The 12,233-nt window shown below is 45.4% G+C and carries 14 protein-coding genes; 8 read left to right on the top strand and 6 right to left on the bottom strand.

Going from position 1 to position 12,233, the window contains the following annotated elements; translation table 11 throughout:
• Positions 1-112: 112 nt before the first annotated feature.
• The 4 genes from JGK22_RS07515 to patD form a co-directional block, all read right to left on the bottom strand.
• Entirely contained in the window at positions 113-316 is a 204-nt protein-coding gene (locus JGK22_RS07515; RefSeq protein ID WP_293312635.1) for a hypothetical protein, read from the bottom strand.
• 4 nt (positions 317-320) lie between these two features.
• Positions 321-905: a zf-TFIIB domain-containing protein gene (locus JGK22_RS07520; RefSeq protein WP_293175894.1), complete on the bottom strand. Its 585-nt coding sequence runs from the start codon at positions 903-905 to the stop codon at positions 321-323.
• A gap of 50 nt (positions 906-955) precedes the next feature.
• Positions 956-2,410, bottom strand: coding sequence for a transposase (locus JGK22_RS07525; protein ID WP_293175895.1), 1,455 nt, complete (start codon positions 2,408-2,410; stop codon positions 956-958).
• Positions 2,411-2,502: 92 nt separating this feature from the next.
• Complete coding sequence (patD, locus tag JGK22_RS07530) at positions 2,503-2,901, bottom strand: heterocyst frequency control protein PatD (RefSeq protein ID WP_293175897.1); 399 nt, start codon at positions 2,899-2,901, stop codon at positions 2,503-2,505.
• 101 nt (positions 2,902-3,002) lie between these two features.
• Here patD and JGK22_RS07535 point away from each other — a divergent pair, with 101 nt between their 5' ends.
• Together JGK22_RS07535 and JGK22_RS07540 are read left to right on the top strand one after the other, a co-directional pair.
• On the top strand, positions 3,003-3,128 hold the full coding sequence (locus tag JGK22_RS07535) for a hypothetical protein (RefSeq protein ID WP_293175899.1): 126 nt from the start codon (positions 3,003-3,005) through the stop codon (positions 3,126-3,128).
• 345 nt (positions 3,129-3,473) lie between these two features.
• Positions 3,474-5,747, top strand: coding sequence for a bifunctional (p)ppGpp synthetase/guanosine-3',5'-bis(diphosphate) 3'-pyrophosphohydrolase (locus JGK22_RS07540; RefSeq protein ID WP_293217459.1), 2,274 nt, complete (start codon positions 3,474-3,476; stop codon positions 5,745-5,747).
• Between the two features lie 423 nt (positions 5,748-6,170).
• On the opposite strand, the gene JGK22_RS07545 is transcribed toward JGK22_RS07540, so the two are convergent.
• On the bottom strand, positions 6,171-7,091 hold the full coding sequence (locus tag JGK22_RS07545; RefSeq protein ID WP_293312637.1) for a glycine betaine ABC transporter substrate-binding protein: 921 nt from the start codon (positions 7,089-7,091) through the stop codon (positions 6,171-6,173).
• 42 nt (positions 7,092-7,133) lie between these two features.
• On the opposite strand from JGK22_RS07545, the gene JGK22_RS07550 reads away from it, so the two are divergent.
• The 6 genes from JGK22_RS07550 to JGK22_RS07575 all read left to right on the top strand — a co-directional run bounded on the left by JGK22_RS07550 (position 7,134) and on the right by JGK22_RS07575 (position 11,456).
• Positions 7,134-8,501, top strand: a complete 1,368-nt coding sequence (locus JGK22_RS07550) for an aldehyde dehydrogenase (protein ID WP_293312639.1) — start codon at positions 7,134-7,136, stop codon at positions 8,499-8,501.
• Between the two features lie 235 nt (positions 8,502-8,736).
• Positions 8,737-9,057: a nucleotidyltransferase domain-containing protein gene (locus tag JGK22_RS07555; RefSeq protein ID WP_293189605.1), complete on the top strand. Its 321-nt coding sequence runs from the start codon at positions 8,737-8,739 to the stop codon at positions 9,055-9,057.
• A gap of 229 nt (positions 9,058-9,286) precedes the next feature.
• Positions 9,287-10,171, top strand: coding sequence for a Uma2 family endonuclease (locus JGK22_RS07560; RefSeq protein WP_293312641.1), 885 nt, complete (start codon positions 9,287-9,289; stop codon positions 10,169-10,171).
• A 149-nt stretch (positions 10,172-10,320) separates the two neighbouring features.
• The gene (locus JGK22_RS07565; protein WP_293312643.1) at positions 10,321-10,695 is read left to right on the top strand and encodes a DUF433 domain-containing protein; all 375 of its coding nucleotides are present in this window, start codon (positions 10,321-10,323) and stop codon (positions 10,693-10,695) included.
• A complete protein-coding gene (locus tag JGK22_RS07570; RefSeq protein ID WP_293175914.1) occupies positions 10,696-11,058 on the top strand; it encodes a DUF5615 family PIN-like protein in 363 nt (120 codons plus the stop codon).
• Positions 11,059-11,105: 47 nt separating this feature from the next.
• Complete coding sequence (locus tag JGK22_RS07575; protein WP_293175916.1) at positions 11,106-11,456, top strand: 4a-hydroxytetrahydrobiopterin dehydratase; 351 nt, start codon at positions 11,106-11,108, stop codon at positions 11,454-11,456.
• A gap of 8 nt (positions 11,457-11,464) precedes the next feature.
• Here the strand turns inward: JGK22_RS07575 and JGK22_RS07580 are convergent, their stop codons facing one another.
• Positions 11,465-12,214 carry a response regulator transcription factor gene (locus tag JGK22_RS07580; RefSeq protein ID WP_293175918.1) on the bottom strand — a complete coding sequence of 250 codons (750 nt, stop codon included), beginning with the start codon at positions 12,212-12,214 and terminating at the stop codon, positions 11,465-11,467.
• Positions 12,215-12,233 lie beyond the last annotated feature (19 nt).

The following is a 12,233-nucleotide window of genomic DNA, read 5'->3' on the forward strand; positions in this document are numbered from 1 at the left end:
GATAAATTTCATCCTTACTACAAACAATTTTATTAATGACAATCGACCAGACATGATAGCAGTTAATTATTAGTTGTCAGTTAGTTGTCAGTTGTTAGTCAGTATTTGATAACTAATGACCACAGCCAACTGCCAACTGCCAACTGCCAACTGCCAACTGCCAACTGCCAACTGCCAACTGCCAACTGCCAACTGCCAACTGCCAACTGCCAACTGCCAAGCCAACTGCCAACTGCCAACTGCCAACTGCCAACTGCCAACTGCCAACTGCCAACTGCCAACTGCCAACTGCCAACTGCCAACTGCCAACTGCCAACTGACTAAATTTCCTTTCGTTTCAACTCAGCTCTCCGCAATATGTAAGTAGCCGCACAATCAGCATGGGGATGGTCTGCTAAAACTTCCGCTAGTTCCAACACATATCCGGCGATATCCGGGCCCAGCTTCTCAGTCAGCACCTGACGTTCCCGAGCAGCGAGTTCTTGCACGCGGGCCTTAGCTTGCCAGTTGGGAGAAAACATCTTGTCAATCTCGGTGTGGAATCCCAGACTTTCGAGAATATCCCACTCGCCGTTATCGCACCAAATTCCTCCGCACAGCATACAGCGCTCTATGTAAAAGGGCACTCTGCTAAACGGAACCTTTGCCCGCGACAGATAGTGACCGTCTTCGGGACACAGTGCTGCTTTGCTGTCGTAGGGAGACGGCGTGAATTCTATGCCGAGAGTGCCAGTCGGCTGAGGCTTCTCGGATTTGTTGTACCAGAGGCTGTGTTCTTTCTGCCAAGCTTCGTATTCTTTGCCCGGAATCCAGATACCGTAACAGTTGGGACACCACTGCACCGACATACTGCCGGCTAAGGTGCCACCGTCTAAGTTGGGATGCTTGCATTTTGGACATTCCACCGCTTTATTTCTCCTTGCCTTATCTATATTCCCTGTTAATTCAGATACATTTAACCCGGTAAATCTAGGAATCCACCCAAATCTACTGTGTATGGCATAATCTGGAAAGCTTGCAGCTTACCAGACATGGAGGTATCCCTCAAAGCTTTCAACAGAATATTGAAAGCGCCGTTTAAATCCCTGTCCAGAGTGTGTCCGCATTCGGGACATTTAAACGTTTTTAAGCCGCCCAACTTGCTATGGATATGACCGCATTTTGAACAAGTCTTACTGGTGTACTCTTCTGTCACGTCTACTACAACACAACCGTACTTGGATGCTTGATGCTTCAACGTTTGTTTAAAACGATAATGACTCAAAGTCACCATCGCTCTAGCTGTCTTCGTGGCAAGTTTTCGCTTACCCTTTTTTACCATTTGCTGCGTTTCAAATGTTGGCAAGAAAATTAACTTATACTTGCTAACTAGGTAATTAGCCGCCTTATTGTGCAATTCCGAAACTAAGTTCTTAATCTTAACACGAATCCTTGCTGCTACTTTTCTCAATCGATACCGCAGCCGCTTAAACTGACTACCTTTGCTTTTTCCGAGCCGAGACATTAACTTGTCTAAATGTCTGGCTAACCGATAAATGCGACCGATATCACTTTTGCCTAATTTCAGTATATTATGACCGTCAAATCCTGTCATAAATGTTCTGATTCCCGGGTCTAAGGCAATCGCTAATTCGGATTGAGTCGGAGGCGGTGCAACAGTGTCAACCGCATAGCAGATAAACCATTGATCGTTGATAATACTAAGGGTTGGTTCGTGTTGCATTACCTCCACTATTGCTTCAGACGCTTTAAAAGACAAGCCTTTGGTTTCGCGCGGATAGAATGTGTTTGATTTCCAGTTCGCTGTTTGAAACCTAATAGTTTGAGTTGGTTCTTGACAACTTCTAAACTTGGCTGTACCTTGGGATTTACAAGCTGCTTTGTGTGCTTCGCAGGCTTGAAATACTGCTAGTTGACGCGGGTTGTATGGCTGTTGAGACACCCATTCAGGTGCTGAATCCATGATGCGTTTACGCAATTCATATTTACCGATTTTTTCATTTTTGAGAATGGCAATTGCTTGATTGTAACACCATCTGCTTGCGGCTATCCATGTCCGCCATTTCTGAGCTAGTTTTGTTTCCGGGTAGACTCTGATCTTTTTGGATAGTAGATTTGTCTTGACGCTGGGAGTAGAGTCCGCAATCGTCAGCCTGGATGATTCATAGGATATCTTCAACCATTTCTGGTTGGGGAGATAAGTCTGTTCGGCACAGAACCAGGAGTTAGCAATTTTGCTGTTGACAGATCCACTTGATAATATGGATCTGTCAACTCCTGGGCGCGAGTAGGTCAAAGCGATCGACGACCACAACTGTCTCGATATCTCCTGACATGACTTGTCCCAAAAAGGCAAGAATTTCTTTGCGTGTGAAGTTGAGTCCGTATCCAATGTATTGGAATTCGTCATACACGGTGGTTTTTTATTGATTACATACTATCAATGTCTACCGCTATCTTCAAGGAATTTACAAGAAATCGTTTACTATACGAAAACAGTTATTAATTTTGCATCTCGACGGGCCCGGGCGCACCAGAATTTTTTTGGAGCACCGCGCCGCAGTAGCCAATTAGCGTGTTAAGTCGCTCCGCCGTCGCAGTTTGCCTTGCGGATGCTGTTGCTGGCTGCTTCGCTACTTGCAAAAACGTGACATCTGTTCCCAATAACCGCAGTTGCTTGTGAATTTCCGTCAAATATGACTGTTCTGGGGGGGGTTCTGAGGCGTCTAACTCAGCGCTGGGGACTCTCATAATTTGGTTTCCGAAAAATTGTTGCACTTTTTTGTATTCGATCGCCAGCGCTGCCCGATCGACCTTATCCTGTGTAACAGTTCTTTGTAGCTGTTCGAGTGCTTGCTGTAATTCTTCGTAGCAATGGCGGCGGTCTTCGGACAATATCATGATTTTGTGAACAAATTTATATTTATAATCAAAGTAGATTCTTGCTTAAGGTTGGCTCAGATGAAGGAAAGCCGTGCCTTTTTGCAGCAATTCCCTGTTTTTTGAGAAAATTTCATCACTGGGGGCGTGACTCGATCGCTCTGGCTTCTGCTTTGAGTTTAGCGTTGCCTGTAAATGCCGATCGCCCGCTCCACCAAAAACAGGTACAGTGTCCTAATGCTCGCTAGAGTGGATATCTTCAAATTTTAGACCCTAGTTCCAGATTCATCTGTCGAGTCAAATCTCAAATCTCAAATCTCAAATCGACTGACCTCCACTGCTACCGCCAAAATATCCCCATTTTACCCGATCGATCGACCGCAGTGGCGGCAGTGGAGTCACTATATTTTCCTACCTGCGAGGGGGGGCGACTCGCAATTAGATAGGTATAGTTAACAGAAAAATTGACTATTTTTTTGAATTGCAAATTGTGGCATTCAATTAGTTTAGTATAACTAAACACATAATTTCGGCAATTCAACCGAAAACTGGCATTTAACCATTTGTATTTCTAATTTTTAAAGGTGTACCCCATGAACGCAAACACTCTGACTCCCTCGAATGCGATCGATCCTTGCATAGTTCCCGACTGGCTGCAAGAATGTCTGAATGCTCGATCGCAACCTGACGAAGCCCCAAATCCGAATTGTACGACGGACAACGGCTTAATTTGTCGGGCCTTTGAATTTGCCCGCGACTTGCACGAAGGACAGTACCGCAAATCGGGAGAACCTTATATTTGCCATCCCGTAGCTGTAGCTGGAATACTCCGATATATGGGCGGAAACAGCGCTATGATTGCTGCTGGTTTCCTCCATGACATTGTGGAAGATACAGATATTACTCTCGAAGAAATAGAACAGCGGTTTGGGGCAGAAGTGCGACAGTTAGTCGAAGGAGTCACCAAGCTTTCTAAGTTTAATTTTTCCAGCAAAACAGAGCGCCTTGCCGAAAATTTCCGCCGAATGTTCCTAGCAATGGCTAAAGATATTCGCGTGATTGTCGTCAAACTCGCAGATAGGCTGCACAATATGAGGACTTTGGAGCATTTGTCCGAAGAAAAGCAGCGCACCATTGCCCTAGAAACCCGAGAGATTTTTGCTCCCCTGGCGAACCGTTTGGGTATCGGGCGCTTTAAGTGGGAATTGGAAGATTTAGCCTTTAAATACCTGGAACCGGAAGCTTACCGCGAAATTCAGGACTTGGTGGCGGTGAAGCGGGGCGATCGAGAAACCCAACTCGCAGAAGTCACAGACTGTTTGCGAGACAGGCTTGACAATTTAGGCATTAAATGCTATGAAGTCAGCGGTCGTCCCAAACATTTGTACGGGATTTATGGGAAGATGCAGCGCAGGCAAAAAGGCTTTAACCAAGTGTACGATATTGCTGCGGTGCGGATCATAGTAGAAAGTAATGATGACTGTTATCGCGCATTGGCGATCGTCCACGATTCATTCCGCCCGATTCCCGGCCGCTTCAAAGACTATATTGGTTTACCAAAAGCCAACCGCTATCAATCGTTGCACACCGGAGTCATCGGCACCAGCGGCCGCCCCATCGAAGTACAAATTCGCACCGTAGCAATGCACCACATTGCCGAATACGGCATAGCAGCCCACTGGAAATACAAAGAAACCGGCGGTTCCAATACCACAGTAACCGGCGACGACGAAAAATTTACCTGGCTGCGACAACTGCTAGAATGGCAAACCGATCTCAAAGACGATCGCGAATATTTACAAAGCATTAAAGACAACTTATTCGACGAAGATATCTACGTTTTCACTCCTAACGGAGACGTAATTGCTCTCAATAGCGGGTCAACACCCGTAGATTTTGCTTACCGCATTCACACAGAAATAGGCAATCGCTGCACCGGCGCCAGAGTCAACGGGCGGATGGTGACACTAGACAAGGTTTTAAAGAACGGTGATATTGTAGAAATCTTGAATCAAAAAAACGGCCATCCCAGCTCCGATTGGCTGAATTTTGTCAAGACAAACGGAGCAAAAAACCGAATTCGCCAGTGGTTAAAGCGATCGCACCGAGATGAAAATCTCGCTCGCGGGCGGGAATTGCTGGAAAAAGAATTAGGTAAAAACGGCTTAGAATCCTTGCTGAAATCTGAACCCATGCAATCAGTAGCTCAGCGCTGCAACTACCACAGCGTCGAAGATTTAATCGCAGGTTTGGGCTACGGCGAAGTCACCCTAAATCTCGTAGTCAACCGACTGCGAGATTTAGTCAAAGTGCAGCAAAAAATAGAAGCTGCACCCGCAGGAATCCAGGAATCGCCAGTACAAATACCTGCATCAGCCGCACCCAAACCCGTACCGAGTTCATCTCCGAGCAAATCGCCGATCGCAGGTGTAGAAGGATTGCTGTATCATTTAGCCGGCTGTTGCTGTCCGATTCCCGGCGAATCAATTATTGGAGTAGTGACTCGCATCCGAGGAATTTCGATTCACCGACAAGGCTGTTCAAATGTTGAGAGTGTACCGGGTGATAGATTAGTTCCTGTGAGTTGGAATTCCACCAACCGCAATGAATCTCGCCCCAATACTTATCCGGTTAACATTCAAGTCGAAGCGCTCGATCGAGTGGGAGTTCTCAATGATGTATTATCGCATTTAAAAGACAACAAAGTGAACGTCCGCAGCGCTCAAGTCAAAACATATCCAGGATTGCCGGCATTAATTGACTTGTGCATGGATATCCAGGATAAAGAACAGTTCGAGCGGACTTGTATGCAGATTAAAAATATGAGCGATATTTTGAATTTGCGGAGGCTGAGTGAAGCTGAGTGAAGGAACTTAAGAAAGACGGCGGTTGAAACCAGGTTTAGAAAAAATGAAGAAAGACGGCGGTTAAAACCGCGGCTACACAAACAAAGTCCGCCTCCGCGGACTGAAGAAGATCACATAATTTTAACCGTTCCTTCTTCAACCTGCGAAGGCAGGTTTTGTCTGTATAGACGCGAATTCTATTCGCCCGGTCTTCTGAAGAAGATCACATAATTTTAACCGTTCGTTCTTCAACCTGCTCCCGTCACGTGAGTGCTTGTATAGACGCGAATTATATTCGCCCGGTCTTCTTCGAGACGCACCCGATTGTAGGTTTGTAGTGAGGACTTTAGTCCGCAAAAAGAAGGACTAAAGTTCTCACTACAAACCTATAGTTGATATTTTGCTCGACATGATATCCAACCATTTTTTGCATAATTCGTGCCTTTATTTCGCCGGAGTTGCAGGCTTGGACTCACCCAATTTTTGCTGCAAAAACTGCCGCGCTAATTGTGCGGCATCCTGCTGTTTCCCATCAACTTGATAGTTGAGTTGGCGCATATCTTCCTCGGAGATTTTGCCGCCCAACTCTGCGAGCACTGGACGCAATTCGGGATATTTTTCCAAAATTTGCGATCGCACAACCGGCACAGCTTCATAGGGCGGGAAATAGTTCTTATCATCTTTGAGCACTACCAAACCCAAACTTTGAATCAAACCATCGGTTGTGCCTCCAGCAATCACATCTACTTCTTTTTGTTGCAGTGCTTGATAAAGCAATCCTAACAGCAACTCCTTCGGTTCTTCCGCAAATTTAATCCCGTAAGTTTTAGCCAATCCGGGAAATCCATCTTCTCTATCTTTGAATTCCGGCCCGAAACCAGCGCGCAATTTTGGTGCAGCTTTACCCAATTGCGAGAGATTTTGCAAGTTGAGTTTTTTGGCATCGTCTCCCCGCAAAATAATCGCAAAACTGTTATTAAATCCCAGGGGTTCAGTCCATTCGGCTTTAAACTGTTTGGGATATTCTTGTTTGAGGTAGGCGAGGACTTTTTTGGGGTCAGAAATCGGCTTTTGTTTGAGAATGTTGGTAAAACCTGTACCCGTATATTCGACGTACAAGTCAATTTTTCCTGCTGTTAGGGATTGATGGCAAAGCGAGCCTCCGAGGTTGAGTTCGCGTTCTACTTTAATATCTGTTTTGGCTTCGATGTGCTGTGCTAAAATTTCTGCAAGGATGACTTGTTCGCTAAAGTCTTTTGAGCAAATAACAACTTGTTTTTGAGAACTCGAATTGCAGCTTGTAACTGCGAACAAGCAAAGCAATGATAAACAGGAAGATAAAAAATTGATTTTTGATATTTTCATTTTTTTATTGTAACATTTATGTAGATAGATACAGGAGAAAATATGCTATTGAGTGTCAGCGATACGATCCGGGAGCAGCGACAATTTTTTGCTACTGGGAAAACTAAAGATGTGGATTTTCGGATCGAACAACTCAAAAATCTCAAAAGTGTGATCGTCTCCAATCAATCACGGATTGTGGATGCTGTCAAGGCTGATTTGAACAGGCCGGAGTATGAGGCTTATTTTGAAATTGCTGCGCTCGCAGAAGTCAATTATGCCATCAAAAACGTTGAATCGTGGGCCAAGCCCAAAAAAGTGCCAACACCGATCGATCAATTCCCCGCCTCAGCCCGGATTTACCCGGAACCTTTGGGCGTCGTTTTAATCATCGGGCCTTGGAATTACCCGTTTCAGCTCATGATATCACCTTTAGTCGGGGCGATCGCCGCCGGCAACTGCGCCATCCTCAAACCCTCAGAAATCGCCTCGCACACGTCGAAAGTTGTCGCGGATATGATTCTCACAGCCTTCGATCCCGCCTACATCGCAGCCATCGAAGGAGGAGTTGAAATCAGCCAACAATTATTAGCCGAAAAATTCGACCACATCTTCTTTACCGGAGGCACAAAAATCGGTAAAGTAGTCATGGAAGCCGCCGCCAAACACCTCACACCTGTCACATTAGAATTGGGTGGCAAAAGTCCTTGCATTGTAGACTCAGACATTCAAGTTGAATATACTGCAAGACGCATTGCGTGGGGCAAATTTATCAATGCCGGTCAAACTTGTATTGCTCCAGATTACCTGTTAGTTGACAAAAAAGTTAAACCCGCTTTGATGCAAGCAATTAAAACATCAATTCACGAATTTTACGGCGAAGATCCGCAGAAAAGTCCCGACTATTCCCGAATTATCAATCAGCATCATTTAGGACGTTTGGCAGAGTTTATCAAAGATGGTGAAATTGTCGCGGGCGGTCAAACTAACGTCGAAGACAAATATATTGCGCCGACGGTAATTGACAAGGTTTCCTGGGATTCGCCGGTGATGCAGGATGAGATTTTTGGCCCGATTTTGCCCGTTTTGGAGTATGAAGAGCTCTCAGAGGCGATCGCCCAAATCAACGCCCACCCCAAACCGCTAGCTTTGTATTTGTTCTCAAAGGACAAGGAGAAACAAGAGCGAGTTTTGCGCGAAACTTCTTCCGGTGGAGTTTGCATCAACGACACGGTTATGCAAGTCGGAGTTACAACTTTACCTTTTGGCGGAGTTGGCGACAGCGGTATTGGTAGCTATCATGGGAAAGCCAGTTTTGACACTTTCTCTCATCAAAAAAGCGTGCTGCAAAAGTCGTTTTTACTTGACTTAAAATGGCGGTACGCTCCCTATCTAGGCAAGTTGGATTTGATTAAGAAGATTATCGGTTGAGCGAACGACTACTTGTTTCAATATCATCGGGGCGTGATTTCACCAACATCTACAATCTAAATAAGATCGCGGTGTTATTCCGCCCAGATTATCCATAATCTGACAATATATAGCCTTTCTCAAAAAGATGAGGTATGACTGATAGCTTATATAACCAGTTCCACTAAGAGGGCTGAAGCCCAACAACGTACCTCATATGAGAGCTAGATCCGCTATAACTTGATAAACCAACAATATGAACGAGAATTTACCAGAAATATTAGCTGAACTGCGCCACTACTTTAATGATTTGTACGGCGACAGACTTGTACAGTTAATTCTCTACGGTTCCCAAGCCAGAGGAGATGCGAAACCAGATTCTGATATTGATATTTTGGTTGTATTGGACGAACCTGTGAGTGCTGGCAAAGAAATCGCTCGCACGAGTGAATTTGTTGCTGCTTTGTGCTTAGATCGTACTGTAGTAATTTCTAGTGCTTTCGCCTCCGCAGCACGTTTTCAGCAAGAGAAAAGTCCTTTCTTTCTAAATGTTCGCAGAGAAGGAGTATTGATTTGATACCAGAACAAATTGCTCTTTTAACCAAAGCCGTTGAAAGCTTACGAGCAGCTAAGTTGTTAGCTGGATCGAATAGGTTTGTAGTGCGGACTTTAGTCCGCAGAATTTGATGCGGACTAAAGTCCTCACTACAAACCTTTTGAATTTAACGAAATTAGATGCTGGGAAATCAGCCACCTGCTTAATATTGCTTGAGTTAAAATAAAGTCAGTTATTCCCCTAAATTCTTATGTTTCCTAAATATCCCGTGCCTCAAACAGAACCGCCCCGATCGCCAAAAGAAACACTCCCCACGATGTACGATCTACCCAGCGAAAATCCGGAGGAACCTGGTTTGCCTGATGAATTTCACGGCTTGCAACCGCAGTTGCTGAGCTACACCTTCCGCCCTTCCACCTATTCGGCTTCCCAAATATTTACCGGAAGCGACATGAATCTTTATTATGACGTGCGTCACCCGCTTTGGTACAAGCGCCCGGATTGGTTTGGAGTTGTGGGAGTTTCCCGATTGTATGATGAAGTTGATATGCGGCTGAGTTATGTCATTTGGCAAGAGGGTGTGAATCCTTTTGTGATTGTAGAATTGCTCTCGCCGGGAACAGAAAAAGAAGATTTGGGAGAAAATGATGGGGAAAAACTGCCGTCTGTGTCTGAGGAAATCGCAGGTAATGGTAACATTAACCACGAACCGAGTTTGGAAAAGCCACTGCGGAAATGGGAGGTTTACGAGCAGGTTTTGCGGATTCCTTATTATGTTGTTTTCAGTCGCTACACTAATCGATTGAGGGCTTTTAAATTGGATGGCGCTCGCTATGAAGAATTAGAACTGTCTGACTCGCGCCTGTGGATGCCTGAGATTGATTTAGGCTTGGGTTTGTGGCACGGGGATTATCTGGGAGTCGATCGACTGTGGTTGCGCTGGTACGATAGTGAAGGCAATTGGATTCCGACTCCCGAGGAGCGAGCCGAGCAGGCACAAGAGCGTGCCGATGAGGCACAAGAGCGGGCAGATGAGGCACAGGAGCGTGCAGAGATTGCCGAAACTCGCTTACAATCTTTGATCGAAAGACTGCGGGAATCTGGCATCGATCCCGATCGATTTTTGAACGGTTAATACTGAATTGGGCGGAAAAAGAGAGTGCGATCGCTCTTTGATGAATTATCCGAAAAAACGGGCGATCGAACATTTATTTACATCAGGCTGACGCACAACGATCGTGCTATAATTAAAGTTGGTAAGTGTTCGATAGCGAGCCAGAGACAATGAGTAAAACTGTAGAAGTAACTGTAGTCAAGCAACCAAAGCAATTAAAAGACTATTTTGATTTTTGGGCGGCTGATGATATTCGCATTAAAGAGACCCGCATTGGGATCGAGGATATTCTCGATGAATACATTTATGGTAAGAAATCACCAGAAGTCATAGCAGAGCTGTTTCCCACAGTAACTTTAGAGCAAATTTACGCTACAATTTTTTACTATCTACAAAATCCAGAAATTGTAGAAAAGTATGTAGAAGATTGGTTAGAGTACACTCTAAAAGCACAGGCAGAACACGATAAAAATCCTCCGCCTGTTGTCTTACGGCTTCGGAAGTTAAAAGCAGAAGGCGATGCGAATCGGGCAGCAGCACAATAAATGGCAATTCAGTACCTTATAGATGAAAATATGCCGTCCTTGTATCGCGAACAGCTATTGCGTCATCTACCAAATTTAATTATCCACACGGTTGGCGATTCAGGTGTGCCACCTAGAGGTACACTAGATCCAGAAATTATAGTTTGGTGTGAAAAAAATGGTTTTTTACTCATTACTAAGAACCGCCGCTCAATGCCATTTCACTTGGCAGATCATTTAAGCACAGGTCATCATTTACCAGGAATTTTGGTACTTCGCCGTCAAGCAGATGTTGGTCAAGTGATTGCTGATTTAGTATTAATTGCAGAAGCGGCTGATGATGATGAATATCTAGATCGCATTAGTTATGTACCTTTAGCTTAATCCTAATAGAATACCCAGAAAACTATCATCGAACTAAAAAGCAATTTATGCCCACCCTATTGCAAGAAAAATGTGCCGCCTGCCTCCCAAACTCTCCCCGCGTCACAGCTTACGAAATTGTCCAACTCAAACCTCAAATTCCCGACTGGAATTTGATTGAAAAAAATGGTATTCCCCAGTTAGAGCGCACTTACAAGTTCCCGGATTTCAAAAGTGCGATCGCCTTTACTAACAGTGTAGGCGAAGCAGCAGAAACTGAAGGGCATCACCCCGCACTGTTAACCGAATGGGGAAAAGTTACCGTTACTTGGTGGACTCACTCGATTTCGGGACTGCACCGCAATGATTTTATTATGGCCGCGAGAACAGATGCGATCGCACATCAATTCTCAACCTAAAATCAGATCTATCGGCTAATGATAGTTTCAGATGTCGGAGCGCCGAATACGGGTGAATGTTGTTGATTCGTATTCAACAATTCCAGATTCAGGCGGTAGCCGACATTCCGCACAGTTTGAATTAGACTCGGCTGTCGCGGGTCGATTTCGATTTTTTTCCGCAGAGAGAGTACGTGAGTGTCGATCGTGCGCGGGTTGTCAATCGCATCCGGCCACGCCCGACGCAGCAAATCGGAGCGCGACAAAGGCACTCCTCCAGCTTGAGCCAGCACGTACAGCAGGCTGAATTCCTGGGGAGTAAGCTCGATGTGTTCCTCATGCAGCCTGACTCGGCGCTGTACCAAGTCAATTTTTAGCCGCCCGCACTCCAGCATCGCGGGCGGTACCATTGTGCGGTTGCGGCGCATCAGGGCTTCCACCCTAGCCATAAATTCTTGCATCCCAAACGGTTTAGTCAGGTAATCGTCGGCGCCCGACTTCAAACCTTCGACAATATCCGCTTCTGAATTCCGCGCTGATAGCATCAAAATCAGCGATTGCTGCTGCTGTTGGAGCCAGCGGCAAAATTCCAAACCGTCCCCATCAGGCAATTGGGCATCAAGAATCACTAGGGTTGGCTGGCGGCTGAAAAATATTTCCCTAGCATGACTGATATCCGCTGATTGGTGCACCCAGTGACCGACTTGCTGTAAATGCCAGCCCAAGAGCGATCGCAGGTGCGGATTTCCTTCAACAATTGAAATACTTGCAGATCCCACAACGGCGAGCTTCCCTTAT

It is taken from the genome of Microcoleus sp. PH2017_08_TRC_O_A (assembly GCF_020738665.1).
GTDB lineage: Bacteria > Cyanobacteriota > Cyanobacteriia > Cyanobacteriales > Microcoleaceae > Microcoleus.

What these genes read in the sequence shown, in the direction of transcription:
- JGK22_RS07575 (WP_293175916.1), top strand. Translation starts at nt 11,106, where the DNA reads ATGCCCACCCTATTGCAAGAAAAATGTGCCGCCTGCCTCCCAAACTCT.
- JGK22_RS07540 (WP_293217459.1), top strand. Translation starts at nt 3,474, where the DNA reads ATGAACGCAAACACTCTGACTCCCTCGAATGCGATCGATCCTTGCATA.
- patD (WP_293175897.1), bottom strand. Translation starts at nt 2,901, where the DNA reads ATGATATTGTCCGAAGACCGCCGCCATTGCTACGAAGAATTACAGCAA.
- JGK22_RS07525 (WP_293175895.1), bottom strand. Translation starts at nt 2,410, where the DNA reads ATGACGAATTCCAATACATTGGATACGGACTCAACTTCACACGCAAAG.
- JGK22_RS07555 (WP_293189605.1), top strand. Translation starts at nt 8,737, where the DNA reads ATGAACGAGAATTTACCAGAAATATTAGCTGAACTGCGCCACTACTTT.
- JGK22_RS07560 (WP_293312641.1), top strand. Translation starts at nt 9,287, where the DNA reads ATGTTTCCTAAATATCCCGTGCCTCAAACAGAACCGCCCCGATCGCCA.
- JGK22_RS07545 (WP_293312637.1), bottom strand. Translation starts at nt 7,091, where the DNA reads ATGAAAATATCAAAAATCAATTTTTTATCTTCCTGTTTATCATTGCTT.
- JGK22_RS07570 (WP_293175914.1), top strand. Translation starts at nt 10,696, where the DNA reads ATGGCAATTCAGTACCTTATAGATGAAAATATGCCGTCCTTGTATCGC.
- JGK22_RS07565 (WP_293312643.1), top strand. Translation starts at nt 10,321, where the DNA reads ATGAGTAAAACTGTAGAAGTAACTGTAGTCAAGCAACCAAAGCAATTA.
- JGK22_RS07550 (WP_293312639.1), top strand. Translation starts at nt 7,134, where the DNA reads ATGCTATTGAGTGTCAGCGATACGATCCGGGAGCAGCGACAATTTTTT.